Origin of the sequence: Crystallibacter degradans, assembly GCF_012952295.1 — a bacterium.
GTDB classification, from domain to species: Bacteria; Actinomycetota; Actinomycetes; order Actinomycetales; family Micrococcaceae; genus Crystallibacter; species Crystallibacter degradans.
The window spans coordinates 60,909-87,444 of the sequence record NZ_JABBCH010000010.1; the positions used below are offsets into that span (position 1 = coordinate 60,909).

Genomic DNA, 26,536 nt, shown 5'->3' on the forward strand with positions numbered 1-26,536 from the left:
CCAGCCTCGCGGTTTTCCGGCGGCTGCGGCAGTTGCAGCGGCCGGACGGGTCAGGCGCTCTTGGCCGGATAGATGCTGACCTCCGCCGCCTTGACGGCGAAATACATGCTGCGCCCCGGGTAGATATCCAATTCCGCCGCCGCAGCAGCCGTGACCTCCGCAGCGAGCTGACCGGCCCGTACCTTTAAGTGTCCGGCGGCTGGCTCCAGATCGTCAACGGTCACCGCCAGGACGTTGCGCGGGCTGCCGTGCGGCCGCTCGGCAAAGACGGACACGGCAGCGGGACGGAAGGCGGCGACCGCAGACTCCCCCGGTTCCAGCGGCTGGACTGCCGTCCCCGCCACCGGCGATCCTGCCGGAATACCGGGCTGGCCCCCGCCCGCGAGCAGACCCTCCGCAGCCGCGGTGCCCCCGATGACGTTCAGGCCGGCCAGTTCCGCCGTGAAGGCGCTGCGAGGATGCGCGATGAGCTGCTTCGGCGTGCCCTGCTCCACCACGCGGCCGTGTTCCAGGACCAGGACACGGTCCGCCAGCAGGAGGGCATCGAGAATGTCGTGGGTGACGATGATGGCGCGGCGGCCGGCAAGCACCCGCCGGAGCATGCGGCGGATTACCGGGGCCACCGTTGCATCCAGCGCTGCGAGCGGTTCGTCCAGCAGCAGCAGGTCCGGTTCCGCCGCTAAGGCCCGGGCGATCGCGACCCGCTGGGCCTGCCCGCCGGACAGCTCGGCCGGGCGGCGCGCGCCCAGGTGGGTGGCCTCGGCCTCTGCCAGCCAGTCCAGTGCACGTTTCCGTGCGGCGCGCTTCGGGATTCCCTGGCTGCGCGGGCCGAAGGCGACGTTCTCAAGCGCGCTCAGCCGGGGGAACAGCAGCGCATCCTGGGACAGCAACGCCACGGACCGCCGGTGCGGCGGCAGCACGGTGCCCGTTCCGAACAAGACGCGCCCGTCCAGCACCGCTTCGCCGTGATCGGGCCGGACCAGCCCCGCGATGATGGCCAGCACGCTGGACTTCCCGGCCCCGTTCGCCCCCATCAGGGCGACGGTCTCGCCGTCGTTAACCTTGAACCTGACGTCCAACTGCCGCTCAGCCAAGGCGGCCCGCACGGTAAAACTCACCGCCTGGCCCCATTCCCGAGGCCGGTGCGCCCATACGTCAACGCCACAATCACGACGGCGGCAGCGACCAGCAACATCGAAAGGGCCACGGCGGCGTCCGGATCAGTCTCGCGCTGGAGGTAGATTTCCAGCGGCAGCGTCCGGGTCACGCCGGTCAGACTGCCGGCAAAGGTCAAAGTGGCACCGAATTCGCCCAGTGCCCGGGCGAAGCACAGCACGGTGCCCGACGCCAGCGCGGGCAGCAGCAGCGGTAGCGTCACCCGGCGCAGCACTGTTGCAGGACGGGCGCCCAGGGTGGCGGCGGCCTGCTCGTAGCGGCTGCCCGAGCTCCGCAGCGACGCTTCCACGCTAAGTACCAGGAACGGCAGCGCTACGAAGCTCTGCGCGAGCACGACAGCCGTGGTGGAGAAGGCGATCTGGATCCCCCAAAGCTCCAAGGTGCTGCCCAGCAGGCCCTGGCGGCCGAAGGTATAGAGCAGGGCCATACCCCCGACGACGGGCGGCAGTACCAGCGGCAGCAGCACCAGCGCCCGGAGCAGCTTGCGGCCCGGGAAGCTCGAGCGGGCCAGCACCAGCGCCAGCGGCGTGCCCAGCAGCAGGCACACCAGGGTGCTGGCGGTGGCGGTTCGCAGGCTCAGGCCCAGGGCGGCCAGCGCGCCGTCGCTCGTAACCAGCGGCCAGAAACCGGCCCAGTCCACCCGCAGCGCCATGGCAAGCAGCGGCAGCAGCACCAGCACGGTTCCGGCCGCGGCGAAGATGAAGACCGCGGCGGGCAGCCCCGTAGTCCCCTGCCGGACAGGCTGCCGCCCCGCCGGGGGCAGTGGCGCGCCGAGGCCGGCTGTTCCGTCCTGCGCGGGGCGTGTGCTGGCTGGGCCCGTGGTCATGGCATGCCGAACCCGGCGTCAGTGAGCACACGCTGCCCTTGCTCACCGGTCACATACTCCACGAACTCCCGGGCGAGCTCCTCCCGGCCGGTTCCGGCGGCGCCGACGGTGACCGCGATCGGGTAGGTCACCGCGGCGTCCCCGGCATGGGGCACGGGGATGGTCCGGACTTCGTCCCCGGCGCGCACGGCGTCGGTCCGGTACACAAAGCCTGCATCCGCCTCGCCCGCGGTCACTTTTCCGAGGACCGCCGTCACCGAATTTTCCTCGCTGACCGGGGCAAGTCTCACGCCGCCCGCCTCGGCCAGTTTCCGGGCGGCGGCACCACATGGCACCTGCGGGGCGCACAGCACGAGCTTCACGTCCGGCCGTTCCAGGTCTGCCAAGGTTTCGATGCCCGCGGGGTTGGCGGCCGGCACCACCAGGGCCGGTATGTTGGTGGCCAGCTTCTGCACACTGCCGGCCACTCCCCCGGCCTCCTCCACGCGCGCCAGGGTGGCGGCATCCGCCGACGCGAAGATATCGGCAGGGGCGCCCTCGATGATCTGGGTGGCCAGGTCGGCCGACCCGGCGAAGCTCAATCGGACTGTACTGCCCGGCGCCTGGGCCTCGAAGGACTCCGCCAGCGCAGTGAACGGTGCCGCCAGCGACGCAGCCGCATACACCGTGATGGTGCCTTCCGCCGCGCCCCCGGAGCCGCAGGCAGCCAGCCCCATGGTTCCCGCCAGCGCCAGTAGTGCTGCGGCAAGCCGTCCGGGCCCTGCAGTCGTCTTGCTGGACCGCTGTACCGCCCGCCTCACGGCCGGCCCTTCGCAGGCTGGGCGGCCGGCGTCTGTACGATCACGTTGGTTGCCTTCACCACGGCGGTGGCCACCGAACCTGGTTCCAGCCCCAGCTCGCGGACGGCCTCGGCACTCATCAGCGATACCACCCGGTGCGGGCCGCACTGCAGCTCCACCTGCGCCATCACCTTGTCCATCACCACGGAGGTCACCAGCCCCACAAAGCGGTTCCGGGCCGAACTGCCCGCCGCGGCCTGGTCCGGCGGCAGGGCGGCCTGTTCTTTGGCCAGGGCTGCCAGCTCTGTCCCGGCGACCACGGTACGCCCGGCGGCATCGCGCTGCCCGGTCAGCGTGCCGGCTTCGATCCATCGACGGACCGTGTCATCACTGACCCCAAGGAAGCGTGCGGCATCCACAACTCGTATTTGCGTCACGAAGTCCAGCATAGTCCCGCATCTGCGGGTTGAACAGGTTCAACGCAGCCGTCCACTGTCCACATGGGGAGACGGGTCTCGGCAAGGCAGCCGGCACTGACGTACCCTCGATACATGAGCGTTAATTTGGGGATGCCGCAGGTCTCGGCCGGCGCCCGCGGCCCTGCTGCCCCGCCCGCGCGTCCGGCAGATGCCGGCCCCGCGCTGATTGATCGTTTCGGCCGCTCCGCGACGGACCTGCGCATCTCGCTGACGGACAAATGCAATCTGCGCTGCACCTACTGCATGCCGGCCGAAGGCCTGGACTGGCTGAACAAGGAACAGGTCCTCACGGATACCGAAATCGTCCGGCTGGTGGACATCGCCGTCGACCATCTGGGTGTGCGCGAACTGCGCCTGACCGGCGGCGAGCCGCTTGTGCGCGCCGGCTTGGCCGACATCATCGCCGGGGTCCGAAACAACCATCCGGACCTGCCGGTGTCGCTGACCACCAACGGCCTCGGCCTCGACAAGAAGGCTCGGATCCTCAAAGACGCAGGCCTGAGCCGCATCAACGTATCGATGGATTCGCTGCACCCGGAAACCTTCGCCCAGCTCACCCGCCGGCCCTTCCTTGACCGCGTGCTCAAGGGGATCGAAGAAGCGGACCGGGTGGGTCTCGGCCTGATCAAGATCAACGCGGTGCTGATGCGCGGCATCAACGACCAGGAAGCGTCCGGTCTGCTGGAGTGGGCCGTTAGCCACGGCTACGAACTGCGCTTCATCGAACAAATGCCGCTGGACGCCGACCACGGCTGGACCCGGCAGAACATGATTTCGGCCGCCGAGATCCGCGCGCTGCTGGAACAGGAGTTTGTCCTCACCGCGGATCCGCGGCGCCGCGACGGTGCCCCGGCCGAAAGGTGGGAAGTACGACGGCGCTCTGCGCCCGACGTCATAGTCGGCACTGTAGGCATCATCGCCTCGGTCACCGAGCCTTTCTGCGCCGACTGCCGCCGGACCCGGATCACGGCCGAAGGCAAGGTCCGTTCCTGCCTGTTCTCGCATGAGGAAACCGACCTGCGCGACCTGCTCCGCAGCGGCGCCGGGGACGAGGCGGTCGCCGAACGGTGGCGCGAAGCGATGTGGGCCAAACCCCGGGCACACGGGATGGACCATACCGGGCTGGGCGCCGAGGACTTCGTCCAGCCGGACCGAACCATGAGCGCGATCGGCGGTTGAATTGTTGTTGTTGTTGATCAGGTACTTCGGCGCGGCCCAGGCCGCGGCCGGCGTCGAAGAGGAAAAGCTAGTTCTGCCCGAAGGCAGCACCCTGGCAGACGTCCTGGCCGTGCTGATCCGGGAGCACCCGTCCCCGGGCGCGCAGTCCAAGGGTGCACCGGCACTGGAGTCGGTGATCGCGCGCAGCAGTTTCCTGCGCAACGAGATCGCCTGCAAGGACCGTTCGGCAGTCCTTGAAGATCAGGACATCATCGACATCCTCCCGCCCTTCGCCGGCGGCTAACCTCCCGCGTCGAAAGTCCAGTCTGTCCAGACGGCGTTCGCTGGCAGAAGCTTCCAGCATGAAGGCCCCGTTTCCGGTAACCGGAAACGGGGCCTTCATCGTTGCTGTGTGCCGCTGCTGAGGCTATCGGGCCTCGCCCTGCGGCACCTGACGCTCGCGGTGGTGCGAGGAGCCGACCACGTCGCCGGCCTTCCACTCGCCCCAACCGGGCTGGTCCCGCATGAAGGCCTCGATCTCGTCCTTGTTTGCCTTGAGCTCCGGATCATGTTTGAGGTAGTGCCGGGTCTCGCGCACAATCAGGCCGGAGAGAATGAGCAGCCCGACGAGGTTGGGCAGGGCCATCAAGCCGTTCATCACGTCGGAGAAATTCCAGACCACGGCCAGCGGGACCGTGCTTCCGATGAAGACGACGATTGAGAACACGACACGGTACGGTGTCACCCCGCGGCGGCCGAACAGCCGCTCTACGTTCCGTTCGCCATAGTACGCCCAGCCCAGAATCGTCGAAAAAGCGAACAAAATCAGGCCCACGGTGACAATCCAGTGCCCCCACTCGCCCGGAAGTCCGTGAGTGAAAGCTTCGCCGGTCATGACCGCTGCCTGGTCACCGCCCAGTTCCCAGACACCGGTGGTGATAATGACCAGGCCGGTGCAGCTGACCACGATGATCGTGTCGATGAAGGTCTGAGTCATGGAGACCAGCCCTTGGCGCACTGGGTGTGTGGTCTGCGCGGCAGCTGCCGCGATCGCGGCGGAACCGAGGCCTGATTCATTGGAGAAAATACCTCGTGCCACACCCATCTGCACCACCAGGATGATTGCGGAACCGGTGAACCCGCCGACAGCTGCCGTTCCGGTGAAGGCATCCGTGAAGATCAGGGCAAAGGCCGCGGGTAGACCTTCAATATTGGCAATCAGGATATAGATGGCGCCAAGTACGTAGAACACGATCATGATCGGGACCAGGCCCGCCGTCACGCGGCCGATGGACTTGATGCCTCCCACGAGCACCAAAAGAGTCAGTACCGCGAGAACAGCGCCCGTAATCCACAGCGGAAGGTTCCAGCTGTTCTCAACATTGGTCGCGATGGCGTTGCCCTGGGTCATGTTGCCGATGCCGAAGGAGGCCAGGAACGCGAAGATGGCGAAGGCGAGGGCCAGAACCTTACCGAAACGGTTTTTGATTCCGCGCTCGAGGTAGTACTGCGGTCCGCCGGACTTTTCTCCGGCATCGTCCGTTGTGCGGAAACGGACGCCCAGAAAAGCCTCCGAGTACTTTGACGCCATCCCCACCATGGCCGTCACCCACATCCAGAACAGCGCGCCGGGGCCGCCGATACCAATAGCTGTGGCGACGCCGACAATGTTGCCGGTGCCCACGGTGGCAGCCAGCGCTGTAGTCAGTGCCTGGAACTGCGAAATATCACCCTCGGCCCCTGCGTCCTTGCGCGTGAACAGTCCAAGCCGGAGCGCCACGCCCAGTTTCAGGAACTGGAGACCACCCAAGCGGATAGTGAGGTACAGACCGGTGCCCAGCAGCAGCGGTATGAGCAGAAATGGACCCCAGACAACCGAACTAACGGCCGATAGAAACTCCGTTATGTCTTCCAAAACATTCTCCAATTGCGGTGCAGGTGCAGGTGTGTGACTGCAGTCACCCACAGCCGGAACCAGTCTAGTACCCCGGGGCAGCCCATTCACATTTCCGGCCCAGGGCAGCCCCGCTCCGAGCCATGACGTGCTTCATACAACGCAGAATCACCATACGGCTCGTCCCGCAGGCGCAGAAAAGTGCAGCGGCCGGGTGCCCGGTTATTGCCCGGACACCCGGCCGCCGGGTAGAAGTTGCGGAACGCTTAGAGACCGAAATCCGCCGGTGAATCAAACGGACCGACGACGGTTACCGTGCGCGGCGCGGCGGCCAGTTCGGCAGCCAGCGCCTGCACTTCCTCCGGCGTGACGGCGCGGATCCTCGCCAGCGTCTCGTCCGCGTCCAGGAACTCTCCCGAGACAAGTTCCGCGCGTCCAAGCCGCGACATCCGCGACCCGCTGTCTTCCAGCGCCAGGACGATGCCGCCGGACAACTGTCCGACCGCCTTGCGCAGCTCTTCGGCGGTTATTCCGTCCGAGGCCAGCTTGTCCAGCTCGGAACCCAGCAGTTCGATAACCTGCTTGGTCTTCGCCGGAGAGCAGCCCGCGTACATGCCGAAGTAGCCGGCGTCCGCGTAGGACCCCGCGAAGGAGTACGTGGCGTAGACAAGCCCGCGCTTTTCCCTGACTTCCTGGAACAGCCTCGACGACATGCCGCCGCCAAGAACCGCGTTGAGGACGCTCATGACGAAGCGCCGTTCGTCGGTGGCGACTATGGATTGGCAGCCCATGACGATGTTGGCCTGCTCGACCGGACGGCGGTGGACATGGATGCCCGCCACTGACGTGATGTCCGCGCGCTCGGCGGAGCGTCGCTGCACTGGAGCAACTCCGGGCTTGAGTACCCAGCCCGCGCCCTCCAGCGCCTGCAGAACCAGCCGGCAGACGTCGTCGTGCTCCAATCCTCCAGCTACAGTCACAACCAGCTCATCCGGGCGATAGTACCGCTGGTAGTGGTCCCAGACAGCGGTACGGGGTACCGCCATGATCGCCTCGGGAGTGCCGCCGATCGGGCGCCCCAGGGGGTGGCCGGCCAAGACGGCCTCGACGAACTTCTCGTGGCAGACGTCCGAGGGATCGTCATTGTCCATCGCCAGCTCTTCGAGGATGACGTCGCGTTCCTGCTCCAGCTCGCTGTTGTCGAGCACGGCGGAGGTGATCATGTCCGCGATGACGTCGATGGCCATCGGCAGATCGGTGTCCAGCACGCGCGCGTAGTAGCAGGTGTTCTCCTTGGCCGTCGCGGCATTGGACTCCCCGCCGACCTCGTCAAAAGCCGACGCAATGTCAAGCGCCGTGCGCCGCTTCGTTCCCTTGAACAGCAGGTGCTCCAGGAAGTGCGTCGAGCCGTGCTGGCCCTCCGCCTCGTCCCGGGAGCCAACGCCGACCCAGAAGCCGATAGTCGCCGAACGTTGTCCGGGCATGGCTTCCGTCAGCACCCGGACGCCGCCAGGGAGCACGGAACGCCGCACCACGGAGCCGCCCGGATCACCATGGATCAATGTGGGATCGGATCCACCGAGATCGGTGGCGTCCGTATGGCCTTCAGCGGCGGACAGCGGCAAATGGATACCTCGGGACATAGCGGAACTCCCCGCCGCAGAGCGTGACTCTGCAGCGGGGAGTTCGTTGCCAAATGCTTCAGGCATTTACTCTGCGGAACCTTCCGCCGGCTCCAGGACGTCCTCGGAAGCGCCGTCGCCGGCCGCCTCTTCGGCAACAACCGGAGACAGGGAGAGCTTTCCGCGGTCGTCGATCTTGGTGATCTCGACCTGGACCTTCTGGCCCACGGAGACAACCTCGTCGACATTGTCCACGCGCTTGCCGCCGGCCAGCTTGCGCAGCTCGGAGATGTGCAGCAGGCCGTCCTTGCCCGGTGTCAGGGACACGAAGGCGCCGAACGTGGTGGTCTTGACAACTGTGCCCAGGTAACGCTCGCCGACCTCAGGAACCTGCGGGTTCGCGATGGCGTTGATGGCGGAGCGGGCTGCCTCGGCGGAACCGCCGTCGGTGGCACCGATCAGCACGGTACCGTCATCTTCGATGGAGATATCCGCGCCGGTGTCCTCCTGGATCTGGTTGATCATCTTGCCCTTCGGGCCAATGACCTCGCCGATCTTGTCCACGGGGATCTTGACCGAGATGATCCGCGGCGCGAACTCGGAAAGCTCGTCCGGGGTATCGATCGCGGCCTCGAGCACGCCCAGGATATGCAGGCGGGCTTCGCGGGCCTGCTTCAGCGCGGCGGCCAGAACCGACGCGGGAATGCCGTCCAGCTTGGTGTCGAGCTGGATCGCGGTGACGAACTCGGCGGTACCGGCAACCTTGAAGTCCATATCGCCGTAGGCATCTTCGGCACCGAGGATGTCGGTCAGCGCGGCGTAGCGGGTCTCGCCGTCGACCTGGTCGGAAACCAGGCCCATGGCGATGCCGGCAACCGGAGCCTTCAGCGGCACACCGGCGTTGAGCAGGGACAGCGTCGAGGCGCAGACCGAGCCCATCGAGGTGGAACCGTTGGAGCTGAGAGCTTCGGAGACCTGGCGGATGGCGTACGGGAACTCTTCACGCGAAGGCAGCACCGGCACCAGGGCGCGCTCGGCGAGGGCGCCGTGGCCGATTTCGCGGCGCTTCGGTGAACCGACGCGGCCGGTCTCACCGGTGGAGTAGGGCGGGAAGTTGTAGTTGTGCATGTACCGCTTGCGCGTTACCGGCGACAGCGAATCGATCTGCTGTTCCATCTTGAGCATGTTCAGCGTGGTGACACCCATGATCTGGGTTTCGCCGCGTTCGAAGATGGCCGAACCGTGCACGCGGGGCAGAACCTCTACCTCGGCGGTCAGCGTGCGGATGTCCGTCAGGCCACGGCCGTCGATGCGGACCTGGTCCTTCAGGATGCGCTGGCGGACTACCTGCTTGGTGACGGAGTTGAAGGCAGCCGAAACTTCCTTCTCGCGCCCGGCGAACTGGGCTTCCTCGGAACCGCCGAACTGGGCCAGGATCTCTGCCTTGAAGTCGTCGGCAGCATCATTGCGGGTCTGCTTGTCCGCGATCGAGAAGATCTCGGTCAGCTTCGTGGCAGCAGCGGCTTCCACTGCAGCGAACACATCGTCCTCGTAGTCCTTGAAGACCGGGAACTCGACGGTCGGCTTGGCAGCGGCTGCGGCCAGCTGGACCTGGGCGTCGCACAGGGACTTGATGAACGGCTTGGCCGCTTCCAGACCCTCGGCAACAACCTCTTCGGTCGGGGCGGGGGCGCCCTCTTCCTTGATCAGCTGCCAGGCGTTGTCCGTGGCTTCGGCCTCGACCATCATGATGGCGACGTCGTCACCGGCGACACGGCCGGCAACAACCATGCTGAAGACGGCCTTCTCCAGTTCGGTGTGCTTCGGGAAGGCAACCCACTGGCCTTCGATCAGCGCCACGCGCACGCCGCCGATCGGGCCGGAGAACGGCAGGCCCGAGAGCTGGGTGGACATGGAGGACGCGTTGATGGCCACGACGTCGTACAGCACGTCCGGATTGATCGCCAGGACGGTGACCACGATCTGCACCTCGTTGCGCAGGCCCTTCACGAAGGCCGGACGCAGCGGGCGGTCCATCAGGCGGCAGGCCAGGATGGCTTCCGTGGACGGACGGCCTTCGCGGCGGAAGAACGATCCGGGAATGCGGCCGGCGGCGTACATGCGCTCTTCGACATCCACCGTCAGGGGGAAGAAGTCAAAGCCCTCACGCGGGGACTTTCCGGCGGTGGTGGCGGACAGCAGTGCGGTGTCTTCGTCGATGTAGACCATCGCCGAGCCTGCGGCCTGCTGTGCAACGCGGCCGGTTTCAAACCGGATAACGCGCTTGCCGAAACGGCCATTGTCAATGACCGCTTCCGAGAACTGAATTTCGGGACCCTCCAAGAGAGTCACCTCCGTTTCTGTGGTGTCGGAGGTAACCAGCATCGGCCCAGACTTGCCTGCTTCCCTCGGTGGGAAGCGCCTGCGGCTGGCCATGGGGTCTGTCAACACCCGGTCTTCGATCGAGACCCCCGGGCGGCTGTGCGTTGCTGCACCGGCCACTCCCGGAAATCACTACCGAGGACCGCGAATGCTTACGACGCCGGTCACTCCTGTTTTGTAATTATGGTTGCCCACCTGCCGGATCCCGGCCGGTGGCTCTGCGCCAAGCAAAGCGAAGGCGGCTCTTTCCTATGCCCTCAGCAGTTCAGAAAGAGCCGCCTTCACAGCAGACTAGCGGCGCAGGCCGAGACGCTCAATGAGCGCACGGTAGCGCGTGATGTCGGTGTCGCGCAGGTAAGCCAGCATGCGGCGGCGACGACCAACCAGGGCCATCAGGCCGCGGCGGGTGTGGTGGTCATGCTTGTGCATCTTCAGGTGTTCCGTCAGGTCCGAGATGCGGCGGGACAGAACTGCAATCTGTACCTCGGGTGAACCCGTGTCGCCCTCGTGGGTGGCGTATTCCTTGATGATTTCCTGCTTGATAGCGGCGTCTAATGCCACAATAACTCCTAGAAGTTGTGCCGTGAGGCCCGTTTCAGCACTTCGCTGCCGGGGTCTTCACGCTCGGCCGGGATTACCGGAACAAGCACAAAGAAATTCAGCCGCCACGGACCGCAGCCGAATTCAGCCCTCAGTTTACCTGTCCGGGAGTTAGTCTGTCGAAAGCAGTGCCCGGGACTGGTCGACGTCGATCTCCATTTGGGCGATCAAAGCCTCCGGCCCGGTGTAGGCGACCATGCCGCGCAGTCGGCGGACGAACTCCACAACGACCTGCTGGCCGTAGAGGTCGAAATCCCCGTTTGCTTCCTTCGGACGGTCGATGACGTGGGCCTCGACGCGGCGGCTGGCGCCTTCGAACGTCGGATTCGAGCCCACGGAGATCGCTGCCGGCCAGCGCCGGCCCGACTCGTCAAAGAGCCACCCGGCGTAGATGCCGTCGGCGGGGATCAGCCCGCTGGCATCCGGGGAAAGGTTAGCCGTTGGGAAGCCCAGTTCGCGGCCCCGGGCATCCCCATGGACCACCTCGCCGCGCATCCGGTGCAGCCGGCCCATCACCTGGGCGGCCGTTGTCACGTCACCCTCGGCCAGCGCTTCCCGGACCCAGGAGGAGGAGCAGCGCCGACCCCTGAAGAGCGAATCCGGGGCGTCCGGCTGGTCCGAACCGTATTCCTCGATCACGTCGACGGCGAAGCCGAACTGCTCGCCGAGTTCCTGCATGGTGTTCAGGTCACCGGAGTTGCCCTTGCCGAACCGAACGTCGTGACCAATAACGACGGCGGATGCACCGAGCGCTTCAACGAAGACTTTGCGGACAAACTCCTCCGGCGTATCGGATGCAAGCTCGAGCGTGTAAGTCATCATGAGCAGTCCGTCGATACCGGTCTCTTCAAGCGCCTCGATGCGGTCCTGCAGCCCCATGATCTGCTGGGGCGCTGCCTCGGGACGGTGGACCTGTGCGGGATGGGGGTCAAAGGAGATGGCGACGGCGCTGGCGCTGTGACGTGCGGCAGTCTCCACGAGCTTGGCCAGCACCTGCTGGTGGCCGCGGTGCACGCCGTCGAAATTGCCCAGCGTTACCACTGATGGACCAAAACCGGAGGGTACTTCGGCCAGGTCTTTCCAGTAGTGCACAGCAGGCTCCTCGCATCGTTAGCTATTCATGAGCTGTTCAGTCTCGGCGCGCCCGGCAAAAATCCGGCGGCGCCGTTGTCCATTATGGACGATCGGGGCGGTATTACCGCATTCGTTCCGGCCGGGGCCGGTGCCGCCAGAGCCACCAGAGTCCGAGCAGGGGCAGAACCAGCGGAATGTAGCCATAGCCTTGCCCGAAGCCGGACCAGACGGTGTCCTCCGGCAGCAAGGCCGGATCCAGCAGGCTCAGCAGACCCACAGCAACAACTCCGAGCAGTTCAACGCTGATGGCAGCGACGGAGATCCAGTACCAGCGCATGCCCTTCTTGGCCAAAGCGACGGTGGCCAGGATGTAGACCAGAGCAGCAAAGGCCGAGAGCAGGTAGGCGACCGGTGCCTCGGTGAATTTTGTGGCGATCTGATAGGACGCCCGGGCCGTGGCCGAGATGGCAAAGACGCCGTATACGGCCACAATCAGTCGTCCCGCTCCGGTTGAACGGGAGCCGGTTTCCACCGGTTCTGCCGGGGTTTCCTGAGGGGAAGTCATGCTGTTCTCCGCTTTCATACTGCCAAGGCTCCATCCCAAATCTGCTCCATCCGCAAGAGCATCACGAAAATGGTCAGGCCCACCGCACCCAGGATCAGGTTGCTCCAGCGGGTTCGCTCCAGAATGGACCACCAGAAGGCCGCGATCGGTACCAGCAGGGCGGTAATCCAGTACCCCCAGAACTCCCAGACCTCTCCCGCTACCGCCTCTCCCCCGGCCTGCCGGACGATGGCGGCGATGCCGTACACCAGCAGGAAGAGTTCCACGGCGGCTACCGAAAGGATCGTGATGTCATTGGGCGGTTGCCTGATCACCGCAGCGACCACGCAGATCAGTGCGGCGAGAAGGCAAACAACTGCTCCGGCAATGAAAAACCCGTCGACGACCACTAACGCTTACCCTCATCATTCCCGGCGGCGAAGACCAGCAGGGGTCTGGCCGTTTCGCCTTTGTTCTCCAAAAGTGCAACCAAAGTTCCATCCGGGGCAAACGCCGCCACCGGTGCCGGGTCCTGCCCGGCAGAGATCCGTCGCCCATGGGACAGATCGGCTGCTTCGGCGTCGTTCAGTTCACGTGCAGGAAACAGTGCGCGCGCTGCATCATCCAGCTCGAGCATCTGCAGTTCGACTGCCAGTTCCTCCAGCGTTGCTGCGGCTTCGATGCTGTACGGCCCAACCTGCGTGCGGCGAAGGGCCGTCAGGTGGCCGCCCACTCCCAACGCATTGCCGAGATCCCGCGCCAGGGCGCGGATGTACGTTCCGGACGAGCATTCCACTGTCACGTCCACGTCGAGCAGTTTGCCGCCGCGTTCGCGCCGGACATGATGGATGTCGAAACGGCTGACAGTCACCGGCCGGGCAGCCAGTTTCACCTCGTTGCCGGCCCGGACGCGCGCATAGGACCGCTCGCCGTTGACCTTGATGGCGGAAACGCTGCTGGGAACCTGCTGGATTTCTCCGGTCAGCGCGGCGACGGCAGCGTGTATCTCCTGCTCGGTGACCGCAGCGGCAATGGTTTCGTTGAGGACTTCACCCTCGGCGTCGTCCGTGACGGTGGACTGGCCGAGCCTGATGGTTGCCGTGTAGGTCTTCGAGGTGCCCACAATGTACGTCAGCAGCCGCGTGGCCCGGTTGATGCCCACCACCAGCACGCCGGTGGCCATCGGGTCCAGGGTACCGGCATGGCCCACTTTTCGGGTCCCCGCCAGGCGCCGCATGCGGCCCACCACGTCATGGCTGGTCCACCCCTGCGGCTTGTCCACGATTATTAGTCCTGAACGGACCGGCCCGGAATTCACGCCTTTCAGTATATGGGGTTGGCTGCCCGGTCCATTCACGCCGGCGACGGCCCCAGGAACCTCAGTACTCCGTTTTGGCATCAAGTTGTTCCCAGCTGCGGAAGGGTTCCTGCGATGTCGGCACCACAATCTGCTCCACCGGCATGAGATTAAGATCTCCCCTGCCCTGGATATAGTCGTAGAAGTCGGCGTCGTCAAAGCCTGCCCGGGCAGCATCGTGGCGGTCGGCGGCAAAATACACGTGATCCAACCGCGACCAGAGAGCGGCGGAGAGGCACAGCGGACACGGTTCGCAACTGCTGTAGAGGGAGCAGCCGGCGAGATTGAAGGTTCCAAGTTCGCTGCAGGCATGGCGGATTGCCACCACTTCCGCATGCGCCGTCGGGTCATTGTTCGCGGTCACGCGGTTGCTGCCCTCAAAGATTCTTCCGTCAGGGGCCACCACGATCGCGCCGAAGGGCCCGCCTTCGGCACCGACGTTGCGCACGGCCAGGGCTACCGTCCGGGCCAGATATCCGGCTACGCGATCAGCATCGTTTTCTATGGTTTCCTTAATCCTTTGATCGTTGACAGTGGGATGACGCAGGACTACCTTGACCCTACTGCTACCAGGGCAGCATCAGTTGGGGAGCACCGAGGGCCGCCGGTGCTGTTGCCTCATAGGTATTAACATCTTCATCCAACAGGCCCCATCCGTGCCTGCCGGGGCACGCCTGCCGGCCATGCACAGGAGCAATAGCTGTGAAACGCACCAAGTTATGCATCGCCTTGCCCATCGCCCTTGGAATGGTTCTGGCCTCCGGGATTGCCACAGCCAACGCGACGCACCGCGATGATCCCCATCCGCGCCACGTCGAAACTCTCACCGTGGATCACCCGCTGTTCTCGCCGTTGAGCCTGGCTACCGGCAGGGACAACACCGAGGTCTACGTCACGCAGAACTTCGCCGGCACCCTTGACCGCATCACGGAGGACGGGGACCTGCGCAATGTCTACAAGACGGCAAAGAAGGGAACGGAAGTCGGCGCGGTCTCGCGCTTCCGCGACACCTTGTATTTCATGGAGGGTACCGGTGCCGGCGAACACGATCCTGCGCCGAACGTCCAGGTGATCAAATCCCGGTCCGATAACGGCAGGGTCCGCGACATCGCCGATGTTGCCAAACATGAGGCCAAGCATAATCCGGATGGGAACCTGACTTATGGCTTCCGCCACATCGACAGCAAGAGCTGCCTCGACCAGATCAAGATGCCCATGGACCGGCCCGACAAGTACAAAGGCGGCGTGGATTCGCACGCTTATGCCACCGCGGTAAGCCGGCGCAGCATCTTTGTCGCCGATGCCGGCGCCAACGCGATCTTCAGGATCAACAAAGACTCCGAACGGGTAAGAACCGTTGCGGTACTTCCCGCCACCAGGGTCAAAATCACCAAGGAGCTGGCCCGGGAGAAGAAACTGCCGGACTGCGTGATCGGTGAACGCCTGTACCTTGAACCGGTACCTACCGACGTCGAAATCGGCGACGACGGCTGGCTGTACGTCAGCACACTGCCCGGCGGGGCCGAAGACACCAGCTGGGGCGAGCTCGGAGCCGTCTACAAAGTCCACCCGAGGACGGGAAAGACTATCGAAATAGCGGATGGATTCGCCGGTGCCACCGGACTGGCGCTGAGCAGGCGCGGCGACATTTACGTGGCCGAGACGTTCGGCGGCAAGATCTCCGTCGTCGAGGACGGCAGCGACAGAGTCCGTACCTTCCTCAAGACCAAGGTCCCGGGAGCAGTGGAGATAGAGGGCCGGACACTTTACGCCACCATGAACGCTGCACCGCAGATGCCTGCGGCCGGGCAGGTGATCAAGGTCCGTCTCCGGTAACCGTCGGCAGAAAAAAGGAAGCGGCAGACCCATGGTCTGCCGCTTCCTGCACTGCGGATCGGCCGAGGCTACTTGGCTGCCTCGTCCGGTTCGTCGGTGAAGCCTTCTTCGTCTTCGTCGTCCTCGTCGTCCTCGTCGTCCTTGCGGTAAGGATCGGACTCGCCGGCGAAAACTGCGCCCTCTGCCAAGGCCGCAACCTCGGCATCGCGGGCCTTGGCTGCCCGCAGCAGTTCCTCGAGGTGACTGGCGTTGACCGGAATTTCGTCCGGGACGAACTCCAGGGTCGGGGTCAGCCGTACCGTGATGTTCTTGCCAACCTCGGAGCGCAGGACTCCCTTGGCGGACTCCAGCGCCTTGCGGGTGTCCGCCTGCTGGGTCTCGTCGCCGAAGACGGTGTAGTAAAGCGTGGCGTGCTGCAAGTCGTTGGTGACACGGGCGTCCGTAATGGTGACAAAACCGAGCCGCGGGTCCTTGACCCGGCGCTCCAGCGCCTGGGCAACCACAACTTTAATCCGGTCTGCCAGTTTTGCGGCGCGTGCTGGATCGGCCATAGCCCCTCCTCATGGTGTGTTGGTGAAGGTGCAGGCGCCCGGCGGTTGTGACCGCCGGGCGCCTGCATCGGAGATTACTTAGGCGCGCGGCTTCTCGCGCATCTCGAAGGTCTCGATCATGTCGCCTTCCTTCAGGTCGTTGAACGACCCCAGGCCAATACCGCACTCGAAGCCCTCGCGGACCTCGGTGGCGTCATCCTTGAACCGCTTCAGCGAGTCAACGCTGAGGTTGTCGCCGATGATCTTGCCATCGCGGCTAACACGGGCCTTGGTATTACGCCGGATGATGCCGGAGCGGACGATGGAACCTGCGATGTTTCCGTGCTTGGAAGAACGGAAGATCTCGCGGATTTCAGCCGTTCCAAGCTGGAACTCTTCGTATTCCGGCTTGAGCATGCCCTTGAGGGCCAACTCGATATCGTCGATGGCTGCGTAGATGACCGAGTAGAAGCGCATGTCCACGCCCTCGCGGTCAGCCAATTCAGCCACACGCTCGGCGGGCTTGACGTTGAACCCGATGATGATCGCGTTGTCGACCGTCGCCAAGTTGACGTCGTTCTGCGTGATGGCACCGACACCGCGGTGGATGACGCGCAGCTGCACACCTTCGCCAACATCGATCTTGAGCAGCGAGTCTTCCAGAGCTTCAACCGCACCGGAAACGTCACCCTTGAGGATGAGGTTGAGGGTATCGACCTTGCCCTCGGCCACAGCCTTGTCGAAGTCTTCAAGGCTGATGCGCTTGCGGCGCTTGGCCAGGGCGGCATTGCGGTCCGCAGCCTCACGCTTCTCAGCGATCTGGCGGGCGGTCCGCTCGTCGTCGGTAACCAGGAAGGTGTCGCCGGCACGCGGCACGGTGGACAGACCCAGTACCTGGACCGGACGGGACGGCTCAGCGGCTTCGACCGTGTCGCCGTTCTCGTTGAACATGGCGCGGACGCGGCCGTGTGCAATACCGGCAACGATCGTGTCGCCGACATGCAGCGTACCGGACTGGACCAGCACGGTTGCCACCGCACCACGGCCCTTGTCCAGGTTCGCTTCGATGGCGATACCGCGGGCGTCCTTGTTCGGGTTGGCACGCAGGTCCAGTGCAGCGTCTGCAGTCAGCAGCACGGCCGAGAGCAGATCGTCGATGTTCAGATTCTGGCGAGCAGAGACGTCCACGAACATCGTGTCGCCTCCGTACTCTTCCGGAACCAGACCGTACTCGGTCAGCTGGCCACGGATCTTCTCCGGGTTGGCGCCTTCCTTGTCGATCTTGTTCACGGCCACGACGATCGGCACATTGGCCGCCTGGGCGTGGTTGAGCGCCTCGATGGTCTGCGGCATGACGCCGTCATCGGCTGCGACGACCAGGATGGCGATGTCGGTGACCTTCGCACCACGGGCACGCATGGCGGTGAACGCCTCGTGGCCCGGAGTATCGATGAAGGTGATCCGGCGGTCGCGTCCGTCGTGCTCGACGCCGATCTGGTACGCACCAATGTGCTGGGTAATGCCGCCGTGCTCGCCTTCAACAACCTTGGTGTTGCGGATGGCATCGAGCAGCCGGGTCTTACCGTGGTCAACGTGACCCATGACCGTGACAACGGCCGCACGCTTCTCCAGCTCTGCATCGCCCTCAGCCTCAAGTTCGGCATCGAGGTCGATGTCGAAGGAGTCCAGAAGCTCGCGCTCTTCGTCCTCGGGGGAAACAACCTGGATCTTGTAGCCCAGTTCCTCACCCAGCAGTTCGAAGGTTTCCTCGTCCAGCGACTGCGTGGCAGTAGCCATTTCGCCGAGGTGGAACAGCACGGTGACCAGTGCGGCCGGGTTGGCCTCGATCTTGTCGGCAAAGTCCGTGATCGAAGAACCACGGCGCAGGCGCACAACAGTCTTGCCGTCGCCGCGGGGTACGCTCACGCCACCCAGCGACGGGGCACTCATCTGCTCCAGCTCCTGGCGCTTGGCGCGCTTGGACTTGCGCTGCTTGCCGCGGCCGGCGCCTCCCTTACCGAAAGCACCCTGGGTTCCGCCGCGTCCGCGGCCACCCTTGCCGAAGCCACCGCCGGCGGGGGCACCGCCACCGGGACCACCGGTACCCGGACGCCCGGGAGCACCCGGACGGCCCGGAGCACCGCCGCGGCCGGCAGGTGCCGGACGCTCGGTACGGTTGGGCATCATGCCCGGAGTCGGACGTGCGCCGCCCGGACCGCCGCCGGGACCGCCAGCCGGACGCGGAGCACCCGGACGCGGAGCACCGGGGCGCGGGGCACCCGGACGGGGTGCACCCGGACGCGGAGCACCGGGACGGGGACCGCCCTGGCCCGCAGCCGGACGCGGTCCGCCCTGTCCTGCTGCCGCCGGACGGGGAGCCCCGTCACGGCCGCCGCGGGGCATGCCCTGCGAGGTTGCAAAAGGATTGTTTCCCGGACGCGGTGCACGCTCGCCGTCACGCTCGCGGTCGCCACGGGCGCCGCGGGGCATGCCCTGCGAGGTGGCAAACGGGTTGTTGCCGGGGCGGGGGGCGCCACCGGCACGGGTGCCGCCTGGACGCGGAGCAGCGGCGCCGGGCTTGGCGGGCGCAGCTGCGCCCGGCTTCGCCGGTGCCGGTGTATCGGATGAGGCAGCCGGAGCCGCAGGCGCGGTCGGAGCCGGAGTCTGGGGAGCCGGTGCCGCAGGCGCGGTCGGAGCCGGAGCCTGGGCAGCCGGAGCTGCAGGCGCACTGGGTGCGGCCGGCGGTGCGGCGGCTGGCTTCGCTTCGGTTTTGGGCCCGGGCGTCGGGGCACCCGCCGGCTTCGGTGCAGCCTTGGCTGCCGGAGCGGGAGAAGCATTCTTCGCCGGAGCGGCGGGGTAGGCGTCGCGAAGCTTCTTCACGACGGGCGCCTCAATGGTGGATGAGGCGGACCGGACGAATTCGCCCAGTTCCTGCAGTTTTGCTACTGCATCTTTCGAGGTAATACCGAGCTCTTTCGCGAGCTCGTGTACGCGGACCTTGGCCACATTTCTCCTGTCTCGGTCCGCACCGAGCCAGGCACGAACCGTCTATTTCTTGCTGCGGCCTTCTGCGCCGTGCGGAACGCACATCGCACTCAGACCGTGGGCAGCGCACAACAGATAAGTCATCGTTGGGCACTCATCACTTGGCACTCATCGGGTTTCCATCAGTTTTCTGACCCGCTTTCAGGTTGGACGGTTGGTGTGATCCGGACACGTTTTCCGCGGCCGGATCAAGTGCTTGGAAGTAACCTTCCACGGCACGGCTATCAACTTTACCCTTAAAGGCCCTGTTGAAGGCACGCCGCTTCACAGCCATTGCCAGGCATTCGGGTTGGGGATGCAGCCAAGCACCCCGCCCGGGCAGGCGGCGGAATTGATCCACGACGACGGTGCTGGCACCGTCTGCCGTGACCAAACGCAGCAAACCGGCCTGGTCATCCCGACGGCGGCAACCCACGCAGGTGCGCTGCGGCGAAGCCGCAGCGGTGCCCTGCTGGCGGAAATCATGCCCGCCGGGCTGGAAGTCGGAAGACCGGACCATGTTTATTCTAGCGCTTTCCCTAGCCAGTCTACGAACCGGAGCCGTTGCTGCAGCGCCGGCGGCTACTGCTGGACCGCCACAGCATCGGACACAATGTCGATCCGCCAGCCGGTGAGCTTGGCAGCCAAACGGGCATTCTGGCCCTCTTTACCGATGGCCAGGGACAGCTGGTAGTCCGGCACGACCACACGGGCGGCACGCAGATCCGGATCCGTAATGGTGACCGAAGACACGCGCGAGGGAGAGAGGGCATTGCCGATAAACGTTGCCGGGTCTTCGCTGAAGTCCACGATGTCGATCTTCTCATCGTGCAGCTCGGTCATGACGGCGCGCACGCGGGAACCCATCTCGCCAATGCAGGCGCCCTTGGCGTTGAGGCCGGGAATGTTGGCCTTCACAGCGATCTTGGTGCGGTGGCCCGCCTCGCGCGCCAGCGCCACGATCTCGACGCTGTTGTCCGCGATCTCCGGGACTTCCAGTTCGAAGAGTTTACGGACCAGGCCCGGGTGCGAGCGGGAAAGCGTGATTGATGGACCCTTCATGCCGCGGTGTACATCCACCACATAGGCACGCAAGCGGGCGCCATGCGGGTACTTCTCCCCCGGCACCTGTTCCGGCGGCGGCAGCAGTGCCTCGACGGTGCCGAGGTCCACCTGGACCATGTTGGGATTGTGGCCTTGCTGGATCAACCCGGAGACGAGCTCGCCTTCCTTGCCGCGGAAAATGCCGAGCACGTTGTCATCCTCGGCGTCCCGCAGGCGCTGCAGAATGATCTGGCGCGCGGTGGAAGCCGCAATACGGCCGAACCCGCTCGGGGTGTCGTCGAACTCGCCGACAACGGTGCCGTCCTCGTCCATTTCCGCGGCCCAGATGGTCACATGGCCGCTCTTGCGGTCCAGCTCGGCGCGAGCCTTATCGATCGAACCCGGCGTCTTGTGGTACGCCACCAGCAACGCCTGCTCAATCGTGGGAATGAGCAGGTCCAGGGGGATTTCGCGTTCACGTTCCAGGAACCGCAGGGCGCTCATGTCGATATCCATGTCAGGCCTCCTCATCTTCTAGTTCGCCGCGCATCTGAGCTGCGGCCAGGTCTTCATCCAGGTGGGTGAATTCTATTTCCACCTTGCCGCTGCGGATGTTCGCAAAGGCCAGTTGGACGGGTTCCCCGTGCTTGGGCTTCATGCCCTTCTTCACGGGAATGTCGGGCCGTAGCGTGACGGAATCGTCCCCGACTTCCAGCAGACGCCCGGTGACGTTGTCGCCGTCGAGAACTTTCACCGACACCTTGCGGCCGAGATTGCGGCGCCAGTGCCGCGGCTCGGTCAGCGGCCGGCTCACGCCGGGGGAAGAAACTTCAAGATCATAGGGGGCGCCCTCATCATGCGGGTCCTCGTCCAGTGCCGCGGACAGGCTCTGCGAGACCTCCGAAATCTTGTCCAGGCTCACGCCGCCCTGCTGGTCCTCGGGCAGATCCACGATCACGTGTACGGTGCGCTGGGTTCCGGCGATCCGAACTTCAATGTCTTCCAAGTACAGGTCGCTGGCAGCCACGGTGGGGGCCAGTAGGTCCTTCAGCCGCGACGCTTCCAATTGGGTCTGGGCGCCGGATGGTTTCCCCGACTGGAACACGCCGGTGTGATCGGGTCGATCCGCCATAGCTGCCTCCCGCTAGATGTTGTTGTAGCTACTAGACTAGCGACTTTCTCACGCTCCCGTGACACGCTGATAGGCCACGCGCCGCACCGTGTGGTGCGTCCGTGCCTGCTGCCATGACATTATCAACTGTTGTGGGAACAACGTCAGGACGGCCGGCCAAGGGCACGGCCGGCACCAAGGCCGGCGGCAGAGCCGGCCGCTTTTTCCGGCGTACCTTACTGCTTTTGCTTGCCGCCGCACTGGTCGTCAGCATCGGCACCGTCGTCACCAGCCTGGAGACTGTCCCTCCCCCGCTGAGCACCACCGAACAGGCGCGTCTGGACGCCCGGCAGCGGCTTCTGGCAGTAGCCGGAGACCTTCGTCACCTCGCCTCGGCAGAGGGCAATTCAAACAACGACGACGGCGGCTCGATACTGCTGCTGAGCGCCGCTTCCGCGCTGGAACAGCAGGCCGGACTGTTCCCGCTGCAGACCGCCTGGCCATCGGGAGCCGCCGTTCCGGATTCCGATTCCGGAGACGGTGCTGGCACCCCCGAAGCCGATGCACCCGGTCCCATGCCCGCCGACCCGCCGTCGCGCGAAGCAGCGGCGCCGATGCTGGAGAGCACGCTGCAACGGCTGGCCTCGACCTCCCGTTTCCTGCTCTCGGCGTCCTTGGAGGTGGAACCCGGCCTTGCGCGCCTGCTGGCCTCCGTCGGCGCGTCGGTTTTCAACCAGGCCTCCTTGCTGCACGAGGCTTATCCCACCACCGAACAGCCGGTGGCCTGGCGATCTGATGTGGTGGATCCGCCGACGGAATGTGCCCGGCCCGACGCCCAAGACCAGGAATCCCAGTCTTCGGCGCCCGGGGGCGGACTGCCGGCGGAAGCACAGGCCGTATCCGCCGTCGTTGTGAGTGAATACAAGCTGGCGTTCCTGTACCAGGCCGCGCTGCCCCGGCTCACGGGTGAACAGCGTAAAGCCGCGACGGAGAACTACGCCGCGCATCGGGACCTGATGGAGCGCTGGGAGGAGCTGGCCGCGGACGCCTGCGTGGACCTGCCCCTGCGCGAGCCGGCCTATGCACTTCCCGAGGGCTTCCTCGACGAACCGTGGCAGGGGCTCGGCAATGCGGAACACGAAGCGGCGCTGGCGCTGGGCGACCTGGTGGCCCTTGGGGACGGCGCACTGCGGGCGGCCGCAGCCGCAGACCTGCCGGGAGCGGCAGAGCGGATCGCGGCCATCACCGGGGAGCCGCCGCTCACCCCCGGCCTCGACCTTCGGCCAAGCGGCAACACAGTCTCCCCTTCCGGAGCGTCCGAAACTGCCGGTGCAGCATCGTCGGCGCCCGCGACGAAGGACGGCCCGCGATGATCCCGATGGAGCTCCCGGCCGACCTGCGGCTCAACGCGCTGCAGTTACCCGGCGGCTCCCGCTGGCTCCAGCAGTTCAACAACCTGTGCGCCGCCATGTTCGAAAGCTGGCAGTTGGAGGCGGACCCCGCCGGTGGCGGACCCTGGTTCGGGCAGCTGGCGGCAGTAGTGCCGGTGCGCACCCGGTCCGGCACACCGGCGGTGCTGAAGCTCGCGGTTCCCCACGATGAAGCGCTGCTCGAGTCCGCGGTGCTGCGGATCTGGGACGGTCGCGGTGCCGTGGCCCTGCTGCGTAGCGGGAAGGACCCTTTTGTGCAGTTGCTCGAGCGGCTGGACGGCGACCGGTCCTTGCTCGATATCCCGCTGGACGAGACTGCGGCGGTGTGGGGACCGCTGGTGCGGCAGCTGCACCGGTCCCCCGAAGCGGCGGAGAGTTGGCCATCCTTTGAAACCGTAGCGGCGACGGCCGAGCAGTGGTCGGATTCGCTGCCTGCGGACTGGTCTGCGCTCGGCGAGCCCTTTGACCGCTGGCTGCTCGAATGCGCACTGGAGGTCTGCCAGGTCCGGGGCACGGTGGGGCGCCGTGAAGCCCGCGATGTGCTGGTCCACACCGACCTGCATTATGGGAACGTGCTGGCCCGGACGGATACTGCGCGCAGTTTCGCGGCCATCGATCCGAAGCCCATGCTGGGCGAGGCGGAATTCGAGGTGGCGCCGATGCTCTGGAACCGGATACCGGACCTGCACGCCACAGATCCGGAAACCCACCTGGTCCGCCGGTGCGAGGAACTTTGCGCAGCGGCGGAGCTGCAGCCGGAGACCACACTGCAGTGGAGCATCGTCCGCGAGGTGTCCAACGCACTGGACTATCTGCAGCACGGCAGCAGCGGCCACGCACAACGTTCCCTCTGGGTTGCCTCCACGCTTGCCGGACGTACCCTGCCGGGGCTTCCGCCCGCACATGAACTGCAACTGCCGTAGGCCGGCCCGCCGTGGCATACCTCGGTCCTAAGCCCCCGGCTTCCCCAGGATGTTCTCCTGCACCACGTCGTAGCCCAGCTTGATGATCAGGGCCGCGACCACGAGCAGGAAGACCACGCGGATGAATTTGCTGCCCTGGGTTACCGCCATCCGGGCGCCGAGGTAGCCGCCGGCCATGTTCGCCAGACCCAGAATCAGGCCGAGTCCCCACAGCAGGGCGCCGCTGGGCAGGAAGAACAGCAGCGCGCCGAAGTTGGTGGCCATGTTCACGATCTTGGCCTTGGCACTGGCGGCCAGGAAGTTGTAGCCGAGCATGGCCACCATCGCGATGATCAGGAATGAGCCCGTTCCGGGGCCGATCAGCCCGTCGTAAAACCCGATGACCAGACCGATGCCGGCGGCCGTGCCGAAATGCCGCGCCCCGGTGTAGCGCAGCTTGGTGAGGGTGCCCGCCGTCGGACGCAGGGCAGTAAAAATTGCGACGGCGATGAGCGCCGCTACGATGATCGGTTTGAACACTTCCGAGGGCAGCACCGTGGCCACGATCGCGCCGCCGAAACTGCCCGCCAGCGCTACCCCGGCCATGGGCAGCGCGGTCTTCAGGTCGGGGTGCGCGCGCCGGTAATAGGTAATGGCGCTGGTGGTAGTGCCGAAGATCGAGCCCATCTTGTTGGTCGCCAACGCCTGCACAGGACTGATACCCGGCACGAGCAGCAGCGCCGGCAACTGGATCAGCCCGCCGCCGCCAACCACTGCGTCAACCCAGCCGGCGGCGAAACCGGCCACCACCACAAGGATGATGGTGGCCAGCTCCAGTTCCTCGAGTCCGGAGATCACTTCCCGGCGAGGGCGGCCACCTGTGCGACGGCGTCCTCCAGGGGCACGTTCTGCGCTTCGCCCGTGGCCCGGTCCTTGACCTCGACGACACCGTCGGCCAGGCCGCGGCCGACCACCAGGATGGTCGGCACACCGATGAGTTCCGCGTCGCCGAACTTCACGCCGGGGGAAACCTTGGGCCGGTCATCGTAGATGACCTCCAGTCCGGCGGCCGCGAGCTCTTCGGAGAGCTTGTCGGCGGCCTCGAAGATTTCCTGTCCGCGGCCGGTTGCCACGACGTGCACGTCGGCAGGGGCAACGTTGCGGGGCCAGATCAGCCCCTTGTCGTCGTGGTTCGATTCGGCCAGGGCGGCCACGGCCCGGGTGACGCCGACGCCGTACGAACCCATGGTGACGGTGGCCAGCTTGCCGTTCTTGTCCAGCACCTGCAGGCCCAGGGCCTCGGCGTACTTGCGGCCCAGCTGGAAAATGTGGCCCATCTCGATGCCGCGTGCGGCCTCGAGCGGACCGGAGCCGTCAGGGGCTTCGTCGCCGGCGCGCACGTCGACGGACTCGATGACGCCGTCCCAGGTGAAGTCGCGGCCGGCCACCAGGCCGAAGACGTGCTTGCCGTCCACGTTCGCGCCGGTGATCCAGCTGGTTCCGGAGACCACGCGCGGGTCCACCAGGTACAGCAGTCCGGTCTTGCCTTCGGTGCCGAGCACCGCCGCGTTCAGGCTCTCGCCCGGGCCGATGTAGCCCCGGACCAGGCCCGGGTGCTTCTTGAGGTCGTTTTCGTTGGCAGCCTCGATGCCGATTTCCCCGCCGATCGGCAGGAAGCCGCCGATGTTGGCTTCGACCCGCTTGAGATCCACGGCGCGGTCGCCCGGCACACCGAGCACCACCACCTGGCGCTCCCCGGTCGGCAGGGTGACAGCCAGGACCACGTTCTTCAGCGTGTCCGCAGCTGTCCATTCACCCTCGGGACGCGGCGCCAGCTCGTTGGCCGCCGCCACCAGGGTGTCGATGGTCGGCGTGTCCGGGGTGTCCTTGACCTCGGCCTCGGGCGCGTTGGTGAAGTCGATCTCTGCCGGAACCACGGTGGTGACCGCTTCGACATTGGCCGCGTAACCGCCGGCCGAGCGGACGAAGGTATCCTCGCCGACCCCGGTCGGGTGCAGGAATTCCTCGCTCTTGGATCCGCCCATGGCCCCCGCGGTGGCCTTCACGGGTACCACTTCGAGTCCCAGCCGCTCGAAAATACGCAGGTAGGCGCCGCGGTGGGCCTGGTAGCTGTCCTCGAGTCCGGCGTCGTCAATATCGAAGGAATACGAATCCTTCATGATGAACTCCCGGCCGCGCAGCAGCCCGGCACGGGGGCGCGCTTCGTCGCGGTACTTGGTCTGGATCTGGTACAGGCAGACCGGCAGATCCTTGTACGAGGAGTACAGGTCCTTGACCAGCAGCGTGAACATTTCCTCGTGCGTGGGAGCCAGCAGATAGTCCGCGCCCTTGCGGTCCTGCAGGCGGAAGAGGCCCTCGCCGTACTCGGTCCAGCGGTTGGTGGCCTCATACGGTTCGCGCGGCAGCAGCGCCGGGAAATGGACTTCCTGGGCGCCGATGGCCGTCATCTCCTCGCGGATGATGGTTTCCACCTTGGCCAGCACCTTCAGCCCCAGCGGCAGCCAGGAGTAGATGCCGGGAGCCGCGCGGCGGATGTACCCGGCGCGGACCAGCAGCCGGTGGCTGGCCACCTCGGCGTCGACGGGATCTTCGCGCAGAGTGCGCAGGAACAGGGTGGAGAGTCGCAGGACCACGCTTGGTTTCCGTTTCTAAAGTTCGTTGTGTCGCAACAGCAGATCAGTAACTAATCCTACGGTCGCCGGGCGGTTCGGGTGAATTTGGGGCAGAGTGTCGCCGGGAGCGCATCC

25 protein-coding genes are annotated in these 26,536 nt (G+C 65.7%); 5 read left to right on the forward strand and 20 right to left on the reverse strand.

Translation table 11 applies throughout. From position 1 onward, the window contains the following. Positions 1-50: 50 nt before the first annotated feature. Genes HGO92_RS15525 through HGO92_RS23805 form a run of 4 tightly spaced genes read right to left on the reverse strand, consistent with a single transcriptional unit; the run spans position 51 to position 3,218 of the window. Positions 51-1,118 carry an ATP-binding cassette domain-containing protein gene (locus tag HGO92_RS15525; protein WP_169996388.1) on the reverse strand — a complete coding sequence of 356 codons (1,068 nt, stop codon included), beginning with the start codon at positions 1,116-1,118 and terminating at the stop codon, positions 51-53. Further along, on the reverse strand, positions 1,115-2,002 hold the full coding sequence (locus tag HGO92_RS15530) for an ABC transporter permease (protein ID WP_169996390.1): 888 nt from the start codon (positions 2,000-2,002) through the stop codon (positions 1,115-1,117). Before HGO92_RS15530 ends, HGO92_RS15525 begins: the two co-directional genes overlap by 4 nt. Further along, a complete protein-coding gene (gene modA, locus HGO92_RS23800) occupies positions 1,999-2,802 on the reverse strand; it encodes a molybdate ABC transporter substrate-binding protein (RefSeq protein WP_346768976.1) in 804 nt (267 codons plus the stop codon). The genes HGO92_RS15530 and modA overlap by 4 nt, the downstream gene beginning before the upstream one ends. Then, positions 2,799-3,218: a TOBE domain-containing protein gene (locus tag HGO92_RS23805; protein ID WP_346768977.1), complete on the reverse strand. Its 420-nt coding sequence runs from the start codon at positions 3,216-3,218 to the stop codon at positions 2,799-2,801. The genes modA and HGO92_RS23805 overlap by 4 nt, the downstream gene beginning before the upstream one ends. Positions 3,219-3,332: 114 nt before the next feature. Here HGO92_RS23805 and moaA point away from each other — a divergent pair, with 114 nt between their 5' ends. Beyond that, positions 3,333-4,439, forward strand: a complete 1,107-nt coding sequence (gene moaA, locus HGO92_RS15540) for a GTP 3',8-cyclase MoaA (protein ID WP_205834549.1) — start codon at positions 3,333-3,335, stop codon at positions 4,437-4,439. A 10-nt stretch (positions 4,440-4,449) separates the two neighbouring features. After that, the gene (locus HGO92_RS15545; protein WP_169996394.1) at positions 4,450-4,722 is read left to right on the forward strand and encodes a MoaD/ThiS family protein; all 273 of its coding nucleotides are present in this window, start codon (positions 4,450-4,452) and stop codon (positions 4,720-4,722) included. Positions 4,723-4,845: 123 nt separating this feature from the next. Here the strand turns inward: HGO92_RS15545 and HGO92_RS15550 are convergent, their stop codons facing one another. The 9 genes from HGO92_RS15550 to HGO92_RS15590 all read right to left on the reverse strand — a co-directional run bounded on the left by HGO92_RS15550 (position 4,846) and on the right by HGO92_RS15590 (position 14,339). Further along, on the reverse strand, positions 4,846-6,333 hold the full coding sequence (locus tag HGO92_RS15550) for an alanine/glycine:cation symporter family protein (protein ID WP_169996396.1): 1,488 nt from the start codon (positions 6,331-6,333) through the stop codon (positions 4,846-4,848). Between the two features lie 245 nt (positions 6,334-6,578). Further along, a complete protein-coding gene (locus tag HGO92_RS15555) occupies positions 6,579-7,955 on the reverse strand; it encodes a M16 family metallopeptidase (RefSeq protein WP_169996398.1) in 1,377 nt (458 codons plus the stop codon). A gap of 66 nt (positions 7,956-8,021) precedes the next feature. Then, the gene (locus HGO92_RS15560; protein ID WP_169996557.1) at positions 8,022-10,277 is read right to left on the reverse strand and encodes a polyribonucleotide nucleotidyltransferase; all 2,256 of its coding nucleotides are present in this window, start codon (positions 10,275-10,277) and stop codon (positions 8,022-8,024) included. A 330-nt stretch (positions 10,278-10,607) separates the two neighbouring features. Continuing rightward, the gene (gene rpsO, locus HGO92_RS15565) at positions 10,608-10,877 is read right to left on the reverse strand and encodes a 30S ribosomal protein S15 (RefSeq protein ID WP_074702713.1); all 270 of its coding nucleotides are present in this window, start codon (positions 10,875-10,877) and stop codon (positions 10,608-10,610) included. Between the two features lie 150 nt (positions 10,878-11,027). Further along, positions 11,028-12,008, reverse strand: a complete 981-nt coding sequence (locus HGO92_RS15570) for a bifunctional riboflavin kinase/FAD synthetase (RefSeq protein ID WP_169996400.1) — start codon at positions 12,006-12,008, stop codon at positions 11,028-11,030. Positions 12,009-12,111: 103 nt separating this feature from the next. Continuing rightward, positions 12,112-12,555, reverse strand: coding sequence for a hypothetical protein (locus HGO92_RS15575; RefSeq protein ID WP_205834550.1), 444 nt, complete (start codon positions 12,553-12,555; stop codon positions 12,112-12,114). Between the two features lie 14 nt (positions 12,556-12,569). Next, entirely contained in the window at positions 12,570-12,944 is a 375-nt protein-coding gene (locus HGO92_RS15580) for a hypothetical protein (RefSeq protein ID WP_169996403.1), read from the reverse strand. Continuing rightward, positions 12,944-13,933 (reverse strand): tRNA pseudouridine(55) synthase TruB, encoded by a 990-nt coding sequence (truB, locus tag HGO92_RS15585; protein ID WP_169996405.1) that lies wholly within the window; start codon positions 13,931-13,933, stop codon positions 12,944-12,946. The genes HGO92_RS15580 and truB overlap by 1 nt, the downstream gene beginning before the upstream one ends. Further along, entirely contained in the window at positions 13,914-14,339 is a 426-nt protein-coding gene (locus tag HGO92_RS15590; protein WP_346768979.1) for a nucleoside deaminase, read from the reverse strand. The genes truB and HGO92_RS15590 overlap by 20 nt, the downstream gene beginning before the upstream one ends. Positions 14,340-14,593: 254 nt before the next feature. Here HGO92_RS15590 and HGO92_RS15595 point away from each other — a divergent pair, with 254 nt between their 5' ends. After that, positions 14,594-15,727 (forward strand): ScyD/ScyE family protein, encoded by a 1,134-nt coding sequence (locus HGO92_RS15595; RefSeq protein ID WP_169996408.1) that lies wholly within the window; start codon positions 14,594-14,596, stop codon positions 15,725-15,727. A 68-nt stretch (positions 15,728-15,795) separates the two neighbouring features. On the opposite strand, the gene rbfA is transcribed toward HGO92_RS15595, so the two are convergent. The 5 genes from rbfA to HGO92_RS15620 form a co-directional block, all read right to left on the reverse strand. Further along, positions 15,796-16,278 carry a 30S ribosome-binding factor RbfA gene (rbfA, locus tag HGO92_RS15600; protein ID WP_169996410.1) on the reverse strand — a complete coding sequence of 161 codons (483 nt, stop codon included), beginning with the start codon at positions 16,276-16,278 and terminating at the stop codon, positions 15,796-15,798. 78 nt (positions 16,279-16,356) lie between these two features. Further along, the gene (gene infB / locus HGO92_RS15605; RefSeq protein WP_169996412.1) at positions 16,357-19,263 is read right to left on the reverse strand and encodes a translation initiation factor IF-2; all 2,907 of its coding nucleotides are present in this window, start codon (positions 19,261-19,263) and stop codon (positions 16,357-16,359) included. A 136-nt stretch (positions 19,264-19,399) separates the two neighbouring features. Further along, positions 19,400-19,801 (reverse strand): DUF448 domain-containing protein, encoded by a 402-nt coding sequence (locus HGO92_RS15610; protein ID WP_169996415.1) that lies wholly within the window; start codon positions 19,799-19,801, stop codon positions 19,400-19,402. 62 nt (positions 19,802-19,863) lie between these two features. Continuing rightward, positions 19,864-20,841 (reverse strand): transcription termination factor NusA, encoded by a 978-nt coding sequence (nusA, locus tag HGO92_RS15615; RefSeq protein ID WP_169996417.1) that lies wholly within the window; start codon positions 20,839-20,841, stop codon positions 19,864-19,866. A gap of 1 nt (position 20,842) precedes the next feature. Beyond that, on the reverse strand, positions 20,843-21,457 hold the full coding sequence (locus HGO92_RS15620) for a ribosome maturation factor RimP (RefSeq protein WP_169996419.1): 615 nt from the start codon (positions 21,455-21,457) through the stop codon (positions 20,843-20,845). A gap of 113 nt (positions 21,458-21,570) precedes the next feature. Between HGO92_RS15620 and HGO92_RS15625 the strand changes: the two genes are divergently transcribed. Both HGO92_RS15625 and HGO92_RS15630 read left to right on the forward strand, forming a co-directional pair. Then, positions 21,571-22,809: a DUF4439 domain-containing protein gene (locus HGO92_RS15625; protein ID WP_169996422.1), complete on the forward strand. Its 1,239-nt coding sequence runs from the start codon at positions 21,571-21,573 to the stop codon at positions 22,807-22,809. After that, positions 22,806-23,789, forward strand: a complete 984-nt coding sequence (locus HGO92_RS15630; protein ID WP_169996424.1) for an aminoglycoside phosphotransferase family protein — start codon at positions 22,806-22,808, stop codon at positions 23,787-23,789. The genes HGO92_RS15625 and HGO92_RS15630 overlap by 4 nt, the downstream gene beginning before the upstream one ends. Positions 23,790-23,816: 27 nt before the next feature. Here HGO92_RS15630 and HGO92_RS15635 read toward each other — a convergent pair whose 3' ends face one another. Continuing rightward, positions 23,817-24,626, reverse strand: a complete 810-nt coding sequence (locus HGO92_RS15635; RefSeq protein ID WP_169996426.1) for a sulfite exporter TauE/SafE family protein — start codon at positions 24,624-24,626, stop codon at positions 23,817-23,819. After that, on the reverse strand, positions 24,623-26,422 hold the full coding sequence (locus tag HGO92_RS15640) for a proline--tRNA ligase (RefSeq protein WP_169996428.1): 1,800 nt from the start codon (positions 26,420-26,422) through the stop codon (positions 24,623-24,625). The genes HGO92_RS15635 and HGO92_RS15640 overlap by 4 nt, the downstream gene beginning before the upstream one ends. Positions 26,423-26,536: the final 114 nt, after the last annotated feature.